This is a genomic window from Bradyrhizobium tropiciagri (genome assembly GCF_001189845.1).
Taxonomy (GTDB): Bacteria; Pseudomonadota; Alphaproteobacteria; order Rhizobiales; family Xanthobacteraceae; genus Bradyrhizobium; species Bradyrhizobium tropiciagri.
Map to the genome: position 1 here is coordinate 120070 of NZ_LFLZ01000004.1, position 18376 is coordinate 138445.

The 18376-nt window shown below is 65.4% G+C and carries 14 protein-coding genes and 2 pseudogenes; 12 read left to right on the top strand and 4 right to left on the bottom strand.

What is annotated here, in order from left to right; all coding sequences use genetic code 11:
- Nucleotides 1-102 precede the first annotated feature (102 nt).
- From dusB to mgtE, 8 genes and pseudogenes are all read left to right on the top strand, one after another.
- Nucleotides 103-1103: pseudogene (dusB, locus tag AKN84_RS05240) on the top strand (tRNA dihydrouridine synthase DusB).
- Nucleotides 1100-2274 (top strand): annotated as a pseudogene (locus AKN84_RS05245) (two-component system sensor histidine kinase NtrB). The pseudogenes dusB and AKN84_RS05245 overlap by 4 nt, the downstream one beginning before the upstream one ends.
- Nucleotides 2275-2283: 9 nt before the next feature.
- On the top strand, nucleotides 2284-3726 hold the full coding sequence (ntrC, locus tag AKN84_RS05250; RefSeq protein ID WP_050419700.1) for a nitrogen regulation protein NR(I): 1443 nt from the start codon (nucleotides 2284-2286) through the stop codon (nucleotides 3724-3726).
- A 267-nt stretch (nucleotides 3727-3993) separates the two neighbouring features.
- On the top strand, nucleotides 3994-6441 hold the full coding sequence (locus AKN84_RS05255) for a sensor histidine kinase NtrY-like (protein ID WP_050419701.1): 2448 nt from the start codon (nucleotides 3994-3996) through the stop codon (nucleotides 6439-6441).
- A gap of 17 nt (nucleotides 6442-6458) precedes the next feature.
- A complete protein-coding gene (ntrX, locus tag AKN84_RS05260) occupies nucleotides 6459-7829 on the top strand; it encodes a nitrogen assimilation response regulator NtrX (protein WP_050419702.1) in 1371 nt (456 codons plus the stop codon).
- A gap of 376 nt (nucleotides 7830-8205) precedes the next feature.
- Nucleotides 8206-8454: an RNA chaperone Hfq gene (gene hfq / locus AKN84_RS05265; RefSeq protein WP_006020546.1), complete on the top strand. Its 249-nt coding sequence runs from the start codon at nucleotides 8206-8208 to the stop codon at nucleotides 8452-8454.
- A gap of 11 nt (nucleotides 8455-8465) precedes the next feature.
- A complete protein-coding gene (gene hflX / locus AKN84_RS05270; RefSeq protein WP_050419703.1) occupies nucleotides 8466-9860 on the top strand; it encodes a GTPase HflX in 1395 nt (464 codons plus the stop codon).
- 154 nt (nucleotides 9861-10014) lie between these two features.
- Nucleotides 10015-11379, top strand: a complete 1365-nt coding sequence (gene mgtE, locus AKN84_RS05275; protein ID WP_050419704.1) for a magnesium transporter — start codon at nucleotides 10015-10017, stop codon at nucleotides 11377-11379.
- 183 nt (nucleotides 11380-11562) lie between these two features.
- Here mgtE and mazG read toward each other — a convergent pair whose 3' ends face one another.
- On the bottom strand, nucleotides 11563-12408 hold the full coding sequence (gene mazG / locus AKN84_RS05280) for a nucleoside triphosphate pyrophosphohydrolase (RefSeq protein WP_050419705.1): 846 nt from the start codon (nucleotides 12406-12408) through the stop codon (nucleotides 11563-11565).
- Nucleotides 12409-12537: 129 nt separating this feature from the next.
- Here mazG and queC point away from each other — a divergent pair, with 129 nt between their 5' ends.
- Nucleotides 12538-13266 carry a 7-cyano-7-deazaguanine synthase QueC gene (queC, locus tag AKN84_RS05285; protein ID WP_050419706.1) on the top strand — a complete coding sequence of 243 codons (729 nt, stop codon included), beginning with the start codon at nucleotides 12538-12540 and terminating at the stop codon, nucleotides 13264-13266.
- Nucleotides 13267-13719: 453 nt separating this feature from the next.
- Here the strand turns inward: queC and AKN84_RS05290 are convergent, their stop codons facing one another.
- The 3 genes from AKN84_RS05290 to nthA are packed head-to-tail and all read right to left on the bottom strand — an operon-like array spanning nucleotide 13720 to nucleotide 15382.
- A complete protein-coding gene (locus AKN84_RS05290) occupies nucleotides 13720-14097 on the bottom strand; it encodes a nitrile hydratase accessory protein (protein ID WP_050419707.1) in 378 nt (125 codons plus the stop codon).
- On the bottom strand, nucleotides 14097-14756 hold the full coding sequence (gene nthB / locus AKN84_RS05295; RefSeq protein WP_050419708.1) for a nitrile hydratase subunit beta: 660 nt from the start codon (nucleotides 14754-14756) through the stop codon (nucleotides 14097-14099). Before nthB ends, AKN84_RS05290 begins: the two co-directional genes overlap by 1 nt.
- The gene (gene nthA, locus AKN84_RS05300) at nucleotides 14753-15382 is read right to left on the bottom strand and encodes a nitrile hydratase subunit alpha (RefSeq protein ID WP_050419709.1); all 630 of its coding nucleotides are present in this window, start codon (nucleotides 15380-15382) and stop codon (nucleotides 14753-14755) included. The genes nthB and nthA overlap by 4 nt, the downstream gene beginning before the upstream one ends.
- 74 nt (nucleotides 15383-15456) lie before the next feature.
- On the opposite strand from nthA, the gene AKN84_RS05305 reads away from it, so the two are divergent.
- The 3 genes from AKN84_RS05305 to AKN84_RS05315 all read left to right on the top strand — a co-directional run bounded on the left by AKN84_RS05305 (nucleotide 15457) and on the right by AKN84_RS05315 (nucleotide 18342).
- Entirely contained in the window at nucleotides 15457-16263 is an 807-nt protein-coding gene (locus AKN84_RS05305) for an enoyl-CoA hydratase/isomerase family protein (RefSeq protein ID WP_050419799.1), read from the top strand.
- Between the two features lie 321 nt (nucleotides 16264-16584).
- Entirely contained in the window at nucleotides 16585-17241 is a 657-nt protein-coding gene (locus AKN84_RS05310; protein WP_244484931.1) for a 4'-phosphopantetheinyl transferase family protein, read from the top strand.
- 102 nt (nucleotides 17242-17343) lie between these two features.
- Nucleotides 17344-18342, top strand: a complete 999-nt coding sequence (locus AKN84_RS05315; protein ID WP_050419710.1) for a TubC N-terminal docking domain-related protein — start codon at nucleotides 17344-17346, stop codon at nucleotides 18340-18342.
- Nucleotides 18343-18376 lie beyond the last annotated feature (34 nt).

Sequence of the window (18376 nt, forward strand, 5' to 3'; positions counted from 1 at the left end):
CACAAGAATTGTGCGCAGAATGGACCAGGTCAGCTGCAATGGCGTTGCTGACAGAACGACGAGACGGCTGTGACCGGCGTGCAAAGTACTCCTCGTAACCCGTTGAAGATAGGCGATATTGCTGTCGCCAACCGGGTTCTTCTCGCGCCCATGTCCGGGATCACCGACGCGCCGTTCCGGCGACTCGCGGCCACTTTGGGGGCCGGCCTGGTGGTCTCCGAGATGACCGCCAGCGACGATCTGGTGAATGGCAAGCCGATGTCGAGGCTGCGTTGCGAGGCGGCCGGGATCGGGCCGCATGTGGTCCAACTTGCCGGCTGCGAGACCCACTGGATGGCGGAGGGCGCACGGATTGCCGAGGGCGCCGGCGCGACGTCATCGATATCAACATGGGCTGTCCGGCGCGCCACGTGACCGGGGGGCAGTCCGGGTCGGCGCTGATGCGCGACCTCGACCACGCGGTCACGCTGATCGAGGCGACGCTCTCGGCGGTCAAGGTGCCGGTGACGCTGAAGATGCGGCTCGGCTGGGACGATCGCTCGCTCAATTCGCCCGAACTGGCGCGCCGCGCTGAGGCGGCTGGCGTGCAGATGATCACCGTGCATGGCCGCACCCGCTGCCAGTTCTACAAGGGCGACGCGAACTGGAACGCGGTGCGCGCGGTCAAGGACGCCGTCACGATCCCGGTCGTGGTCAACGGCGACATCACCTCATTCGACAAGGCGGTCGATGCGCTTCAGATGTCGGGCGCCGACGCCGTCATGATCGGTCGCGGCGCGCAGGGCCAGCCCTGGCTGCCCGGCCAGATCGGCCGCCGCCTCGAGACCGGGGTCGCCGAAGCCGCCCCGTCGCTCGCCGAGCAGCTCAAGCATGTTCGCGCGCTCTATGACGAGGTCTGCAGCCATTATGGCCTGCGGATCGGCCTCAAGCATGCGCGCAAGCATCTCGGCTGGGCGCTGGAGACCGCCGCGGCCTATAGCTGCGCACCGGCGGCAACATTGAAGACCTGGCGGCAGGCGATCCTGACCTCGGAGGAGCCGTCCAGCGTGCATCGCGCGCTCGAGGACGCCTACGACGATTTTGCCTGGAGTGCTGCCGCATGACGTCAGCCATGGAATTCCGCCGGCCCGTACCGACCGACGGTGAGGCCATCCTCAATGCGCTGCCCAACCCGGTGCTGCTGGTCGCACCCGACGGGCGGATCGTCGATGCCAACATCGCCGCCGAATCCTTCTTCGAGATCTCGACCCAGTTCCTGCGCCGGCAGTCGCTGAAGGAATTGGTGCCGTTCGGCAGCCCGCTGCTCGCGCTGATCGAGCAGGTGCGGGCGAGCGGCTCGCCGGTCAACGAGTACAAGGTCGATCTCGGCACGCCGCGGATCGGCGGCGATCGCCAGGTCGACCTGCACGTCGCGCCGCTGACCGAACGGCCCGGGCATATCGTGGTGATGCTGCAGGAGCGCACCATCGCCGACAAGATGGACCGCCAGCTCACCCATCGCAGCGCGGCGCGCTCGGTGATCGCGCTGGCCGCGATGCTCGCGCACGAGATCAAGAACCCGCTGTCCGGCATCCGCGGCGCCGCGCAACTGCTGGAGCAGCAGGCGTCCTCCGAGGACCGGCTGCTGACGCGGCTGATCTGCGACGAGGCAGACCGTATCGTGACGCTGGTTGACCGCATGGAGGTGTTCGGCGACGACCGTCCGGTGGCGCGCGGTCCGGTCAACATCCATTCTGTGCTCGACCACGTGAAGCGGCTGGCGCAGTCCGGCTTTGCCCGCAACGTCCGTTTCATCGAGGACTACGATCCGTCGCTGCCGCCGGTGCTCGCCAACCAGGACCAGCTGATCCAGGTGTTCCTCAACCTCGTGAAGAACGCGGCCGAAGCGGTCGCCGATCTCGGCACCGATGCGGAGATCCATCTCACCACGCGTTCCGGCCGGGCGTGCGGCTGTCGGTGCCCGGCAAGAAATCGCGGGTCTCGCTGCCGCTGGAATTCTGCGTCAAGGACAATGGCTCAGGCGTGCCGGAAGACCTGCTGCCGAACCTGTTCGATCCCTTCGTCACCACGAAGCAGACCGGCAGCGGGCTCGGCCTCGCGCTGGTCGCCAAGATCGTCGGCGATCACGGCGGCATCATCGAATGCGAGTCGCAGCCGCGCAAAACGACGTTCCGCGTGCTGATGCCGATGTACAGCGCCGCCAAGCAACACGACCATAGCAACCGCGATGACGTTCCGGGTACGTCCTCGCCTGCCTCTCAGGATGCACGATGAGGAACACCAATGCCTGCAGGTAGCATACTTGTCGCTGACGACGACACAGCCATCCGGACCGTCCTGAACCAGGCGCTGTCCCGCGCCGGCTACGAGGTGCGCCTGACCGGCAACGCCGCCACGCTGTGGCGCTGGGTCAGCCAGGGCGAGGGCGACCTCGTCATCACCGACGTGGTGATGCCTGACGAGAACGCGTTCGATCTGTTGCCGCGGATCAAGAAGATGCGGCCGAACCTGCCGGTCATCGTGATGAGCGCGCAGAACACTTTCATGACCGCGATCCGCGCCTCCGAGCGCGGCGCCTACGAATATCTGCCGAAGCCGTTCGACCTGAAGGAGCTCATCACCATCGTCGGCCGCGCCCTGGCCGAGCCGAAGGAGCGGGTCTCAAGTCCCGCCGATGACGGCGAGTTCGACTCGATCCCGCTGGTCGGCCGCTCGCCGGCAATGCAGGAAATCTACCGCGTGCTGGCGCGGCTGATGCAGACCGATCTCACCGTGATGATCTCGGGTGAGTCCGGCACCGGCAAGGAGCTGGTTGCCCGCGCGCTGCACGACTACGGCCGGCGCCGCAACGGCCCGTTCGTCGCGGTCAACATGGCGGCGATCCCGCGCGACCTGATCGAGTCGGAATTGTTCGGCCACGAGCGCGGTGCGTTCACCGGCGCCAACACCCGCGCCTCCGGCCGCTTCGAGCAGGCCGAGGGCGGCACGCTGTTCCTCGACGAGATCGGCGATATGCCGATGGAGGCGCAGACCCGTCTGCTCCGCGTGCTGCAGCAGGGCGAATACACCACCGTCGGCGGCCGCACCCCGATCAAGACCGACGTGCGCATCGTCGCGGCCTCCAACAAGGACCTGCGCATCCTGATCCAGCAGGGCCTGTTCCGCGAGGATCTGTTCTTCCGTCTCAACGTGGTGCCGCTGCGGCTGCCGCCGCTGCGCGAGCGCATCGAGGATCTGCCCGACCTGATCCGGCACTTCTTCTCGCTCGCCGAGAAGGACGGTCTGCCGCCGAAGAAGCTCGACGCCCAGGCGCTGGAGCGGCTCAAGCAGCACCGCTGGCCGGGCAACGTCCGCGAGCTGGAAAACCTCGCCCGGCGGCTCGCCGCGCTCTATCCGCAGGACGTCATCACCTCCTCGGTGATCGATGGCGAACTGGCGCCGCCGGCGGTCACGTCGGGCAGCACCGCGACCGTCGGCGTCGACAATCTCGGCGGCGCGGTCGAGGCCTATCTGTCCTCGCACTTCTCCGGCTTCCCGAACGGAGTGCCGCCGCCGGGCCTCTACCACCGGATCCTCAAGGAGATCGAGATCCCGCTGTTGACCGCCGCGCTGGCGGCAACCCGCGGCAACCAGATCCGGGCCGCCGATCTGCTCGGCCTGAACCGCAATACGCTGCGCAAGAAGATCCGCGACCTGGATATCCAAGTCTACCGGAGCGGCGGGTAGGGCGTGTTCGATCCAAGCGGGTGCCGTTCGCGTAAAGAAAACGCGCTGGAACAAAGGGCTAGAGCTTCGGTTCTGACTTGATCAGACCCGAAGCTCCAGCGAATCCGGGCGGTGCAGTCACCGTTATTGAGTAGTCACAAATGGTTTTGAGGACACGGCGCCGCACTGCGGTTTGCGCCGCGGAAATGTCGCAATTCGGCAACATTGTGATATGATTGCATCAGTTCGCAATTCCCGCGGGCGATCGCACTCAGCTCAATTGCCGGTATGACCAGCGCAGAGACAACCGCTTCAACGTTACACGCGCCGCCGGCCGAGCCCCATGCAGAGGCGCGGGGCTTTCCGCTGCGCCGCTGGCTGGCGCCGTTCGCCGTGGCCATCGCGCTGCTCTCCGCCTTCCTGACCTTCGTGGTCCTGACCGGCCTGACCCCGATCGAGCCGACCTCCGAGGTGGTCCGCTCCTTCCTGATGATCAACGCCGGCACGATCCTGCTGCTGGTCGGGATCATCGTCCGGGAAGTCTGGCAGATGGTGCAGGCGAGGCGGCGGGGCCGGGCGGCGGCACGGCTGCACGTCCAGATCGTCGGCCTGTTCTCGGTGATCGCGGTGCTGCCCGCCGTGCTGGTGTCGATCGTCGCCAACGTCACCATCGAGCGCGGCCTCGACCGGCTGTTCTCGGGCCCCACCAAGCAGGTGATCCAGAACTCGCTGACGATCGCTAGCGCTTACATGCAGGAGCACGCCCAGCTCATCAACGGCGACACGCTGGCGATGGCCAATGACCTCGCCCATGCGCGGCCGCTCTATGACCAGGACCGCATGACGTTCCTGCAGCTGATGACAGCCGGCGCCGAGTCACGCAACCTGCCGGTCGCGGTGCTGATGGACAAGGATGGCAAGATCGTCGCCAGCGCCGAAACCGGAGTTCGCCTGAACTACGAGGCGCCGCCGCCCGACATCCTGAAGGACATCAACGAGACCGAGCCGAAGATCTCGGTGTTCCCGGAAAATTACGTCGCCTCCGTGGTCCGGCTGCGGGCCTATGACGACATGTTCCTGTACGTCGCGCGGCTGCTCGATCCGGCGGTCGTGGCCCAGCTCAAGCAGACCCAGACCAGCGCCGCCGAATATGCCCAGCTCGAGACCCGAAGGCTCGGTATCCAGGTCGCGTTCGCGCTGATGTTCGCGGTGATCGCGCTGACCATCCTGATGGCCTCGGTGCTGATCGGGCTGAACTTCGCCAACGGGCTGGTGTCGCCGATCCGCCAGCTGATGGGCGCGGCGAGCGAGGTCTCGACCGGCAACCTCAACGTCCAGGTGCCGGTCCACAAATCGGCCAGCGACCTCGCGCTGCTCGGCGAGATCTTCAACAAGATGACGCAGGAGCTGCGCACCCAGCGCAACGAGCTGGTCGACGCCAGCGAGACCATCGACAGCCGCCGCCGCTTCATCGAAGCGGTGCTGTCGTCGGCCTCTGCCGGCATCATCGGGGTCGACGCGTCGGGCACTATCGGCGTACTCAACCGCTCGGCGGAAAAGCTGATCGGGCACGCCGAGTCCGAGACGCTCGGCCATCCGCTCTCTGACGTGCTGCCCGAGCTCGATGAGATGATGAAGACCGCGCGCGAGGGCACGCAGCGCCTAGTGCAGGGGCAGGTCACGATCCTGCGCGACGGCCATGAGCGCAATCTGTCGGTTCGCGTCTCGGGCGAGCAGACCAGCCAGTCGCGCGACAACTACATCATCACGCTCGACGACATCACCGAATTGGTCTCCGCGCAGCGCACCTCGGCCTGGGGCGACGTCGCCCGCCGCATCGCGCACGAGATCAAGAACCCGCTGACCCCGATCCAGCTCTCGGCCGAGCGAATCCGCCGCAAGTTCGGCAAGACCATCACCGAAGAGAAGGACAAGTCGATCTTCGAGCAGTGCACCGACACCATCGTGCGCCAGGTCGACGACATCAGGCGCATGGTCGACGAGTTCTCGCGCTTTGCGCGGATGCCGAAGCCCGTGATGGAAGGCGAGGACGTCGCCGACGTGGTGCGCCAGGCGGTGTTCCTGATGAAGGTCGCGCATCCCGATCTCGCCATCGAGGCCGACATCAAGCAGTCGCCGCTGCCGGCGCAGTTCGACCGCCGGCTGATCTCGCAGGCGCTGACCAATATCATCAAGAATGCGACCGAGGCGATCGAGCAGGTGCCGCCCGAGGAGCTCGGCAAGGGCCGCATCGACGTCGTGGCGCAGCGCGAGAACGACGACATCCTGATCGACGTCGTCGACAACGGCATCGGCCTGCCCAAAGTCGCGCGCGCGCGGCTGCTCGAGCCCTATGTCACGACGCGGGCGAAGGGCACCGGCCTCGGACTTGCGATCGTCGGCCGCGTTCTGGAGGACCATGGCGGCCGCATCGAGCTCAAGGACGCATCAGATTTCCGCGAGGGCCAGCGCGGTGCCTGGATGCGGCTGCGCTTTTCCGTCACCGGCCAGGCGGCCAAGCCGGAGAACAAGCCCGAGAGCAAGGACCAAAAGCCGGACGTGAAACCGGAATCGAACGACCCCGACAGTGAAAAAAATCCGCCGGAAGAGCCGACCAACGGCCCGGCCCAGACGACCAACAATGAACCAAAAATCCAAGAAGCAAATAACCAAGAGCCAAATGCGCAAGAGCCAAGAAGCCAAGAGCCAAAAATCAAAGCCGCGACGGGCGACTGACAAGGCAGGTGTAACCCATGGCAAGTGACATTCTGATTGTCGACGACGAAGCTGACATTCGTGACCTCGTCGCGGGTATCCTGGACGATGAGGGGTTCTCCACGCGCACCGCGCGCGACAGCGATTCGGCGCTGGCCGAAATCGCGAACCGCCGCCCGAACCTGATCTTCCTCGACATCTGGCTGCAGGGCTCCAAGCTCGACGGCCTGCAACTGCTCGAGCAGATCAAGAAGGACAATGCCGATCTGCCGGTCGTGATGATCTCCGGCCACGGCAACATCGAGACCGCGGTCGCCGCGATCAAGCGCGGCGCCTACGACTTCATCGAGAAGCCGTTCAAGTCGGACCGGCTGATCCTGGTCGCGACCCGTGCGCTCGAGACCTCGCGGCTGAAGCGCGAGGTGAAGGAGCTCAAGCAACTGGCGCCCGCAGCGAGCGTGCTGACCGGCCGCTCGGCCTGCATGAACCAGCTGCGCCAGACCATCGACCGCGCCGCCAAGGCCAACAGCCGTATCCTGATCGTAGGTCCCTCGGGTGCCGGCAAGGAGCTCGCCGCGCGCACGCTGCACCATGCGTCGGGTCGCGCTGAAGGGCCGTTCGTGGTGATCAATGCGGCCGCGATCACGCCGGAGCGCATGGAGATCGAGCTGTTCGGCATCGAGGGATCGAACGGCGAGCAGCAGCGCAAGGCCGGTGCGCTCGAGGAAGCGCATGGCGGCACGCTGTTCATCGACGAGATCGCGGACATGCCGCGCGAGACCCAGAACAAGATCCTGCGCGTGCTGGTCGATCAGACCTTCCAGCGCCAGGGCGGCACCAGCAAGGTGCATGTCGACGTCCGCATCATTTCCTCGACCGCGCGCAATCTCGAGGAGGAGATCGCCGGCGGGCGTTTCCGCGAGGACCTCTATCACCGCCTCTCGGTGGTGCCGATCCGGGTGCCGCCGCTGTCGGAGCGCCGCGAGGACATCCCCGAGCTGATCGACTATTTCATGGACCAGATCTCGGCGGCCACCGGCCTGCCGAAACGTCAGATCGGACAGGACGCGATGGCCGTGCTGCAGTCCCATGTCTGGCCGGGCAACGTCCGTCAGCTGCGCAACAACGTGGAGCGGGTGATGATCCTGGCCGGCGGCGGCCCGGAGGCGATCATCACCGCCGACATGCTGCCGCAGGACGTCGGCTCCATGGTGCCGGCGATGCCGACCTCCAACAATGGCGAGCACATCATGGGCCTGCCGCTGCGCGAGGCGCGTGAGGTGTTCGAGCGCGACTATCTGATCGCCCAGATCAGCCGCTTCTCCGGCAACATCTCGCGCACCGCGGAGTTCGTCGGCATGGAGCGTTCGGCGCTGCATCGCAAGCTGAAGGCGCTCGGGGTCGGCTGACCCCGCGCACCGGGCCGGCGACTGGAATGCGGGCGACTTGGCGTTAAGCCCCGGCGATCACCCGCCGGGGTGGCAGGACCAGGGTCAGGGCCTGGTAGGCGGGCGAGCGAGGCGAGGGTGAGGCCGGTACAACCGGGGGATTTATCCACTCTCCACGAGAATATTCGTCTCTTTCCTCGCTCTTTCTTAGAATTGCCACCGTGTTCCTACCGACTGCACCGCGAACCGGCTTGCCTAAAAACCGCGCGTGGCCTCTAATCCTACCGCTACGCCTGCCAGAGGGGGATCTCAGGGCAGGTGGGCAGCCGGGGGAGGCTCCGTCAGAGAGCCGCAACCGGTTCAATAAAAAGAAGCACAAGCTTGCGGGACAAAAACAATGGCGGCAGACCGCGCACAAAATCTACAAGACACCTTCCTTAATCACGTTCGTAAAACCAAGACGCCACTGACGATATTTCTGGTCAACGGAGTAAAGCTGCAGGGCATTGTCACATGGTTCGACAATTTCTGTTTGCTGCTGCGGCGCGACGGTCACTCGCAGCTTGTCTACAAGCATGCGATCTCGACCATCATGCCCGGAGCCCCGATTCAGCTGTTCGAAGGTGGTGAGGACGCACCGGCTTGAGAGTGAACTGATTGGAACCCTTCGATCGTGAAGGGGGCGCCGACCGGACCAAGTCTAGGCCCGGGTCGGCGGGGAACGGCAGCAGCGGGCGGGTGATCGTCATCGGCCCGTATCTGCGCGTGCGTCGTGGCGACGGCGACGCGCAAACGGAGTCCTCTGTCCGCGACTATGAAGCGCGGATCGAGGAGGCCGCCGGCCTTGCCGGAGCGATCGACCTCACCGTGGTGGAATCCGTCGTCGCGCCGATCAGCCAGATCCGGCCCGCGACCTATCTCGGTAAGGGCAAGGTCGAGGAGATCAACGGCCTCGTCGCCAGCAACCATGTCGAGCTCGTGGTGATGGACTGCGCGCTGTCGCCGATCCAGCAGCGCAACCTCGAGAAGGCCTGGAGCACCAAGGTGCTCGACCGCACCGGCCTGATCCTGGAAATCTTCGGCCGCCGCGCCAAGACCAAGGAAGGCGCGCTGCAGGTCGAGCTCGCCCATCTCAACTACCAGCGCAGCCGCCTGGTGCGGTCCTGGACCCATCTCGAGCGCCAGCGCGGCGGCTTCGGCTTCATGGGCGGCCCCGGCGAAACCCAGATCGAGGCCGACCGCCGCCTGATCTCCGAGCGCATCACCAAGCTCGAAGGCGAATTGAAGAAGGTGCAGGCGACGCGGCGGCTGCATCGTGCCGGCCGCCAGCGCGTGCCGTACCGCGTGGTGGCGCTGGTCGGCTACACCAATGCCGGCAAATCGACGCTGTTCAACCGCCTGACCCGGGCCGACGTGCAGGCCGCCGACATGCTGTTCGCGACGCTCGACCCGACGCTCCGCGCGCTCAACCTGCCGCATGGCGGCAAGGCGATGCTGTCGGACACGGTCGGTTTCATCTCCAATCTGCCGACCCAGCTGGTGGCCGCGTTCCGCGCCACGCTGGAGGAGGTGCTGGAAGCCGACATCATTCTGCATGTCCGCGACATCTCGCATGAGGATGCGGAGGCGCAGGAGCGCGACGTCGAGGGCGTGCTGCGCCAGCTCGGCATCGATCCCGACGCCGACGGCGGCCAGCGCATCATCGAGGTCTGGAACAAGATCGACCGCTTCGATCCCGAGGAGCGGGACAATCTGCGCAACATCGCGGCGCGTCGGCCGCCGGAGCGGCCCTGCTTCCTGGTTTCGGCTGTATCCGGCGAAGGGATCGACGCACTGCTGTCGGCGATCGAGGATCGCCTGGCGGCCAAGCGCATGACGCTGCAGCTTTCGATCGACGCCTCTGACGGCGCCGGCATCAGCTGGCTGCATCGCAATGCCGAGGTCCTGAACAAGGAGCTCCATGGCGAGCGCTTCGACATGACGGTGCGGGTCGACGAGACCAAGCGCGACATCGTGGTGAGCCGGTTCGCCGCCGTGCCGCACGTGGCGTGAGTCTCCTGCGCCGCGCGCCGTAATCCACCGAAACATGACGGCGCCGTGACGCGGCCTCGCTCCGGCACACCTGCGACCCGCCGCCGCACTTTCCGTTTGAAATCTCCGCCGCCTTGGTTCATTGCGCTGCAGGACGCAAAGGCGAGGGCGATCGATGCAAGACTCCGAAACCATGACCAAAGAGACGCTCAGCCCGAACGGGGACCTTGCCCATGTGCGGGCACCCGAGATCGTCGATGCCCTGAACGCCCGCGAGCCGGCGGATGCCGCCGCGCTGCTGCGATCGCTGCCCGCCGAAAAGGCGATCGAGGTGCTCGACCTGCCCGGGCTCGACAACACCTGCGAGATCCTGGCCGAGCTGCCGCAGGACACCGCGGTGTCGCTGCTCTCAGGCGTCTCCGACGACCGCGCCGCCGACATTTTCAAGGAACTGGTCGAGCCGCTGCGCACCACGCTGCTGAACGGCCTCAATCCCGATACCCGCAACGTCATCTCGGGGCTCTTGGCCTATCCCGAGCGCAGCGCCGGCAGCATCATGACGACAGAGTTCGTCAGCGTGCCCTCGAATTGGACCATCGCCGAGGTCCTGCATCACATCCGGATGGTCGAGCGCACCCGCGAGACCGTGTACTCGATTTTCGTGATCGACCCGGTCAAGAAGACCTTGATCCAGGCCGTGCCGCTGCGCCGCCTGATCTCGGCCGATCCGCACGCCAATGTGCTGACCGCGGCGCCTGCGCGAAAGCCGCTGATGATCGCGCCCGAGGCCGACCGCATGGAGGCGGCGCGGCTGATCTCGCGCTACGACCTGCTTGCGGTCGCGGTCGTCGACGGTCCCGGCCACATCCTCGGCATCGTCACGGTGGACGACGTCATCGACGCCATCGTCGAGGAATCGACCGAGGACGCCCAGAAGTTCGGCGGCATGGAAGCGATCGACGAGCCATACTTGCGGATCGGTTTCGGCGAGATGATCAAGAAGCGCGCCGGCTGGCTGTGTGCGCTGTTCCTCTCGGAAATGCTGACCGCGACTGCGATGCAGTCGTACCAGAGCGAGCTTGAGAAGGCGATCGTGCTGACGCTGTTCATCCCGCTGATCATGAGCTCCGGCGGCAACTCCGGCTCGCAGGCGACTTCGCTGCTGATCCGCTCGCTGGCGCTGCATGAGGTGCGGCTGCGCGACTGGTGGCGTGTCGCGGTTCGCGAACTGCCGACCGGCATCGTGCTCGGCGCCATCCTCGGCTTGATCGGCATAATCAGGATCACGCTCTGGCAGACGCTCGGCCTGTTCGACTACGGCCCGCATTGGGTGCTGGTGGCCGCGACCGTCGGCGCTGCGCTGGTCGGCATCGTCACCTTCGGCTCGCTGTGCGGCTCGATGCTGCCGTTCATCCTCAAGCGCATTGGCTTCGATCCAGCCAGCGCCTCCGCGCCGTTCGTCGCGACGCTGGTCGACGTGACCGGCCTCGTGATCTATTTCGGTGTTGCCGCGGTTATATTGCGCGGGACGTTGTTGTGAGGCGAGGGGGCTGCATTTTTTGACGCAGCTCCGTCGACATGCTCAACGTCGTCCCTGCGGAAGCAATGCGGAAGCAGGGACCCATAACCACCGGCCCTCATTGTTGAGCACGGTGTGAGTTCAGCTGCGACGGCGCCTGGTTCTGGAATTGCGCGGGACAGGTTCCGTCATCCAATCGACAGATCACGCGGTGTGGGTCCCTGCTTTCGTAGGGACGACGGCAGATTTCGCCTCGTTCCACAGCGCGTCCATCTCCTCGAGCGACGCCCCCTCCAGCGAACGCCCCTTCGCCGCCAGCGCCTTCTCGATATACGCGAACCTCCGCTCGAACTTGGCGTTAGTCGCGCGCAGCGCGGTTTCCGGATCGGCGTCGACGTGGCGGGCGAGATTGACCAGCGCGAACATCAGGTCGCCGGTCTCCTCCGCGATTTCTTGCCTGTCGTTGCGGTCGAGCGCGGCCTCGATCTCGTCGGCCTCCTCGCGGATCTTGGCGAGCACCGCGCGCGGGTCGTTCCAGTCGAAGCCGACGGTGGAGGCCTTGCGCTGCAATTCCATCGCGCGCGTCAGGGCAGGCAGGCCCGCCTTTACGCTTGCGAGCAAGGATTTGTGCGCAGTGTCCTCCGGCGGACGGCGCGCCGCGCGCTCGGCCTTCTCCTCGGCCTTGATGCGCTCCCAGGCGCTCTTGACGCCGGCGGGCTGAATGTTGCCGTCCTTGTCGGCAAAGACATGCGGATGACGGCGGATCATCTTCCTCGTGATCGCCTCGACCACATCGCCGAACGCAAACGCGTTCTGCTCCTCCGCCATCCTGGCGTGATAGACCACCTGCAGCAGCAGATCGCCGAGCTCCTCGCGCAGATCGTCGAGGTCACCGCGCGTGATCGCGTCCGCGACCTCATAGGCCTCCTCGATCGTGTAGGGGGCGATGGTCCCGAAGTTCTGAATGAGATCCCATGGGCAGCCGGTCACCGGCGTGCGCAGCGCGGCCATGATCTCGATCAGGCGGGAAATGTCGCGGGAAGGGGTCATGGGACACCGGACTGTGAAGGGTAGACGCGTTATGCCAAATCGGCCCAGCCGATCCCAGAAAAACGCGCCGGAATCACGGCGCTGTCCACCGATTGGCCACAGGCGCCGTCAGATGCTAAATCGCGTTCCATGACCGATCAGAACACTTCCGACACCGCGCTGGTGCTGTTTTCCGGTGGCCAGGATTCCACCACCTGCCTGGCCTGGGCCTTGTCGCGGTTTGCGCGCGTCGAGATGCTCGGCTTTTCCTACGGCCAGCGCCACGCCGTCGAACTCGATTGCCGCGACCGGCTGCTGGCCGGGATCAAGCAGATGCGGCCCGATTGGGCGGCGAAGCTCGGCGACAGCCACACGCTTGATATCCCGACCCTGTCTGATATCTCGGACACCGCGCTGACCCGCGACGTCGCCATCGAAATGGGCGCGGACGGCTTGCCGAACACCTTCGTGCCCGGCCGCAACCTCGTGTTCCTCACCTTCGCCGCGGCGCTGGCGTACCGGCGCGGCATCCGCCACATCATCGGCGGCATGTGCGAGACCGATTATTCCGGCTATCCGGATTGCCGCGACGAAACCATCAACGCGCTGCAGTCGGCGCTCAACCTCGGCATGGCCAAGGACTTCGAGCTGCACACCCCGCTGATGTGGCTCGACAAGGCCGCGACCTGGCGGCTCGCGCACGAGCTGGGCGGGGCAGGGCTGGTCGATCTGATCCGCGAGCACTCGCACACCTGCTATCTCGGCGAACGCGGCGCGCAGCACGATTGGGGCTATGGCTGCGGCGAATGCCCGGCCTGCAGCCTGCGCGCCAAGGGCTGGCGGGAATATGTCGCGCAGGCCGGTGGCGACAATCATTGAGTTGCCTGACGGCGCGGCCCCCTCAGCGATCGCATCCAACGCTGCGTCGCAGGCGGCGCTCTGCCAAAATATCGAAAACAACCCCATGCAAAGTAGCCGTCGGCGGTCGACGTCCGACAGGGCCCCCTTGACACGTCGGGCAAATCAGCCGTACTTTTCCATTATTCCGAAATCGAGCAGCTCGTTGACCGGGCGGCGCAGTGCGTTGCGGCCTCTCGGCTCAAGCACTGCTAGTACTCATCACCTGCATGCGCACACGCGGGTGATGACAGCGCCTTGAATCGCGAACTCACCTATCCGTCGTCCCGGCGTAGGCCGGGACCCATTACCACGAATGGTCATTGTTGAGAGGCGGTGGAACGACGAGTCGCGTTCACACAATATCCGCCGCAGAGTATGGGTCCCGGCCTTCGCCGGGACGACGGAGAGAGCCACACGCATGGCATTCGAACGCTACTCGAAATCCGCCGCCGTCAGTACGATCGGTTGGCCGTGCGGGGTGCGGTCGGCGGCGTGATCCCAGGCGTCGCGATAGCGATGCAACGTTTCGTGTGTCGTGACGCCCTTGGCGGCGACGAGGTGCTCGAGCGTCGCCAGCCAATGCTGGTAGTAGGTCTCGCCGGTGTCGGGATCGCCGGCGGCCTGCGCGCGCTTGATCTGATCGGCAAGCGCAGCCGCCCATTCGGGCCAGGTGAATACGCCACGGTCATGCAGCGTCAGTGCCATGGCGAACGCCTGCGCCTCCCAGGGCGCGCGGAACACTGGACCGTCCTGATCGCGCGGAATGCTGGACACGGCGCTGGTCGCGCGCGCAGCGGCTCCGGCATCCATCAGATGGCCTCCAGATACGGCTCGAACGCGTCGATCGAAACCTTGATGGTCGGATCGGAGTCCGGTCCCCACAATTCGCGTCCGTCGAACACGACGGTGTACAGCCATTGCGGATGCTCGCCGGCGTCGTTCGCCGCGGTATCGGGGAAAACGTGACAGCCATGATCGCGCTCGACCACGCCGACATGACCACGCACGTAGCGCGGCAGCCGGGTGTGCGTGGCCGGATGGACGTTCTTCGCCCGCACCCGGTCGCCGGCCTTGAATTTCGCAGCAGCCGGCGCGGTGCGGCCGAACTTGCCGCGCACCATGATGCGTTCGATATCGGCGGTCGAGAATTTGCCGTGCTTGAGCGCTTTCGCCGGCGCGACGGAATGTCCGGCAGCGACGTCGTCCTTCGAGATATAGCCCTTGTCGAGCAGCAGGGCCTCGAGCCCGAGCAGCCATTTCCGGTAATAGGAGCTCGACAGATAGACCTGCGGGGGCAGGGTCTCGCGATAGAAGCGCGAGGCATCGATGTTGAACGCGCCGGCCGCGCCCATTGCGCGGACCATGGCGAGCACGCGCGATTCCCATTCCTGATGGAACATCGGCTCGTTCGGCTCGGGCTCGACCTTGCCGAAGCCGTCCATGCCGCCCATGTCGTGGACGCCGTTCATGACGGCGCTCCCGGGGCTTTCGGGAAGCCGGTGCCGATCATGGAATCGCGCGTCACGAGCTCGGCGAGTTGCTCCTCGCTCCAGCCCTCGGTGCCTGCGGGCCGCATCGGCAGCACCAGGAAGCGCGTCTCAGCCGTGGAGTCCCAGACCCGGATTTCCGTCTCCTTCGGCAGGCTGACGCCGAAATCGGCGAGCACGCCGCGCGGATCCTTGACGGCGCGCGAACGGTACGGCGAGGCCTTGTACCAGACCGGCGGCAGCCCGAGCATTTCCCAGGGGTAACAGGAGCAGAGTGTGCAGACGACCATGTTGTGGCGGCCAGGCGTGTTCTCGATCGCGACCAGATGGTCGCCGACCCGGCTGACATGGCCGAGGGTGCCGACCGCCTTGCTGGCGTCCTCGAGCAGCGCCTGCTTGAAGGCGGGATCGGTCCAGGCCTTGGCGACCACTCGGGCGCCGTTATGCGGGCCGATCTTGGTCTCGTAGGCCTGCACGATGGCGTCGAGCGCAGCAGCCTCGACATAGCCTTTCTCGGTCAGGATCGATTCCAGCGCGCGGACGCGCAGCTCGGTCTCCGACAGTTCGGAATGGTCGTGATCGTGGTGGTGGTGATCATGTTCGCTCATGCCCAGAGAATAGGCGAAACCGCCATGCTATGTCGAGGCAAGCCGTACACAACAATGCGAGCTGGGAGGTATGCGTGGTTGACTATGTGACGATCGAGAAAGGCCTCGGGCCGGAGGGGCGCATCGCCGTGGTGCGGTTCGACCGCGGCGACGGTATCAACGCGCTGTCGCCGGAGGCGCTGCGGCAGCTGACCGACGCGGCGCGCAGCTTCGAGGACGACGGCGAGACCTCGGTGGTGGTGCTGACCGGCGGCGCCAGATCGTTCAGCGCCGGCTTCGACCTCAAGGATGCCGAAGGGCGTTCGCGCGCGACCATGGACATGGGCACGCTGCGCCGGCACCTGAAGCTCGGGCCGCGGCTGACGCGCGCCTGGCAGGACATGGAGCAGGTCACGATCGGCGCCATCGAGGGGTTTTGCGTCGGCGGCGGCGTTGCGCTCGCGGTCGCGCTGGATTTCCGCGTCATGGCGCGCGATGCCCACATGCGGGTGCCGGAGATCGCGCTCGGCATGAACATGAGCTGGCAGAGCGTGCCGCGCATGCTGCATTTGATGGGGCCGGCGCGCACCAAGCAGGCCGTCATCCTGGCCGACGACCGGATCTCGGCCGAGCAAGCCTACGAATGGGGCTTGGTGGAGCAGGTGGCTGATCCCGGCAAATCCTTTGAGGCCGCGATGGCGCTCGCGGCCAAGGTTGCCGCGCAGCCGCCGATCTCGGTCGCGATGACCAAGCTGACGGTCAACCGGCTGGCGCATGCGCTCGACGATCTCGCCAGCCACATGGATCTCGACCAGTTCGCATTGGCGAGCCTGACCGAGGATCACAAGGAAGGCGTCGCGGCCTTCCTCGGACGGCGCAAGCCACGCTTCAGGGGGCGCTAACACGGATTATGGCCGTGAGGGGTAGCCCATCCATACATCCAAATAGCCACCCGCCGCTCCTTGCTTTCGTGTCTTCCCGATCGCTTAATCGACGAAATCTGCACGAACGGCGCGGCTGTTCGTCGGAGGCAATTGGCTTGCGCGTGAGCGCGCTCTCGCGATCGGAATGCACGTATGACGTCTGACTGCCGCCCCGAGCCCGACTTTTGCCAAGCTTCCGTCGCGTGCAGAGACGATCGCGACGGCGCATTGGGTGCGAGTCGGGGAACAGCGTCACGCAGTCTGAGCTCCTTCGATGAAACCGTCGAGCTGAGACCCGGGATGATCACGCCCGTTCTCGAGAATGACGGCTTAAATGACGGCTTGGAGGTCCTGGCATTCACGCTCGATGCGGAGCCGGACATCATTGGCGCCATGGATGTCGGCCTGAACGAGGAGGAACGCCGGCGCGCCGAGCGGCTGAGACTGGAGCGGGACCGCCGCCGCTTTGTTGTTGGACGCGGCCAGTTGCGCCGGGTCCTCGCTTCCAAGCTGGGAATTTCGCCGTCCGACGTCGAACTGGAATACGGACCGCTTGGCAAACCCTATTTGTCGCACCGCATGCCCGCGCGCAATCTGCGCTTCAGCTTCTCCCGATCCGGCGCTGTGGCAGTCGTGGCCCTCTCGACCGGGCAAGAGGTCGGCGTGGACATCGAGGCGGTACTCCCTGTGCCCGAAGCGGACGAGATCGCAGCGCTCTGTTTTTCCGCATCCGAGGGCAGGTCCTACGCCACCCTTGGCACGGAAGACCGGCTGGAGGGCTTCTTCCGGCGTTGGACGCAGATGGAAGCTATCTCCAAGGCCTTGGGGTGCGGCTTGGGACAGTCCATGTCCTGGAATGAAAGGGATTGGGTCGTCCGAAGGTTCATACCTCGAAGTGGGTATATCGGGAGCGTGGTCATCCCGAACGGGCATTCGCGCGATGTCACTATGCATTGAACGAGCAGGCTCATCGAAGTCCATTAGACTGCACGGGGGCTCATACGCGCCGCACTTCGCTCCCGCACATGGCGGTCGCAGACGAGAACACGGGCCAGCCCCATGTCAGCGCAGTTGATACAGTTTTCCGAGCTCCTCGCAGCCCTCGCGGTCAGGGACATCAGGCTCTGGGTGGAGGGCGACCGGCTGCGGTGCAACGCGCCGGCTGGCGCACTCACGTCAGAGCTTCGCGACCAGTTGCAGGACCGGAAAAGCGAGATCATCGCGTTTCTGAACATGGCCACGGCGGCCACGCGACAGCCTGCAATCATTCCCCTGCAGTCCGGCGGAACACGTACGCCGATTTACGCCGTCCCCGGGCATGTCGGGGCGCCGTTCACATTCTCGGACCTGTCGAAGCATCTAGGCGGCGATCAGCCATTCTACGCACTGCAACCCACCGGCTACGATGGGCAGAGCGAGCCGATGGACCGCGTCGAAGATATCGCCGAGTATTTCGCCCGCCAGATCGTCGAGTATCAGCCCAGCGGTCCGTACATCATCGCCGGATATTGCTCCGGCGCGCCAACTGCTTTCGAACTCGCGAAAATCCTTGGGCGCCGCGGAGCGGAGGTCCCATGCATCGCGCTCTTTGGCCCTCTTCACCCGACCACCTATCAGGAACTGCCGCGTCTGCTTTATTTCTCCGCCAGGAACAGACGCGAAGCAATTCAGCGCGAGATGGCGAAGCGTCCGACGTTCGGCGCTCGTCTGCAATATTTCGGCAGCCGTCTCCGCGTTCTCGTGAGCTTCGTTCGGAAGGGCAAGGAGCCGATCGCGACAGATCTGGTGCTGGCGAGCAGAGTCCGGCTCAAATCCACGGCGATCACCGCGTTTCGGCAGTACGTTCCCGCTCCGTATTCGGGGCGGGTCTGCATATTCCTTCCGAACAAGGCCTGGCTGCGATCGGGGGCGGGGCCGCGCCGATGGCTTCGTGCGGTGCCTCATGCCGAATTCTATTTCGGGCCCGAGGGCTGTCACGCGGACTCCATGCTGGAAGAACCTGACGTGTCCGCGATCGCAGCGCTTTATCGCCAGGCGACCCAGGAACTGAGCGACTGACGCAATTTCACTGATGCAATTTGATTATTGATTG

What these genes read in the sequence shown, in the direction of transcription:
- ntrC (WP_050419700.1), top strand. Translation starts at nt 2,284, where the DNA reads ATGCCTGCAGGTAGCATACTTGTCGCTGACGACGACACAGCCATCCGG.
- AKN84_RS05255 (WP_050419701.1), top strand. Translation starts at nt 3,994, where the DNA reads ATGACCAGCGCAGAGACAACCGCTTCAACGTTACACGCGCCGCCGGCC.
- ntrX (WP_050419702.1), top strand. Translation starts at nt 6,459, where the DNA reads ATGGCAAGTGACATTCTGATTGTCGACGACGAAGCTGACATTCGTGAC.
- hfq (WP_006020546.1), top strand. Translation starts at nt 8,206, where the DNA reads ATGGCGGCAGACCGCGCACAAAATCTACAAGACACCTTCCTTAATCAC.
- mgtE (WP_050419704.1), top strand. Translation starts at nt 10,015, where the DNA reads ATGCAAGACTCCGAAACCATGACCAAAGAGACGCTCAGCCCGAACGGG.
- mazG (WP_050419705.1), bottom strand. Translation starts at nt 12,408, where the DNA reads ATGACCCCTTCCCGCGACATTTCCCGCCTGATCGAGATCATGGCCGCG.
- queC (WP_050419706.1), top strand. Translation starts at nt 12,538, where the DNA reads ATGACCGATCAGAACACTTCCGACACCGCGCTGGTGCTGTTTTCCGGT.
- AKN84_RS05290 (WP_050419707.1), bottom strand. Translation starts at nt 14,097, where the DNA reads ATGGATGCCGGAGCCGCTGCGCGCGCGACCAGCGCCGTGTCCAGCATT.
- nthB (WP_050419708.1), bottom strand. Translation starts at nt 14,756, where the DNA reads ATGAACGGCGTCCACGACATGGGCGGCATGGACGGCTTCGGCAAGGTC.
- nthA (WP_050419709.1), bottom strand. Translation starts at nt 15,382, where the DNA reads ATGAGCGAACATGATCACCACCACCACGATCACGACCATTCCGAACTG.
- AKN84_RS05310 (WP_244484931.1), top strand. Translation starts at nt 16,585, where the DNA reads ATGATCACGCCCGTTCTCGAGAATGACGGCTTAAATGACGGCTTGGAG.
- AKN84_RS05315 (WP_050419710.1), top strand. Translation starts at nt 17,344, where the DNA reads ATGTCAGCGCAGTTGATACAGTTTTCCGAGCTCCTCGCAGCCCTCGCG.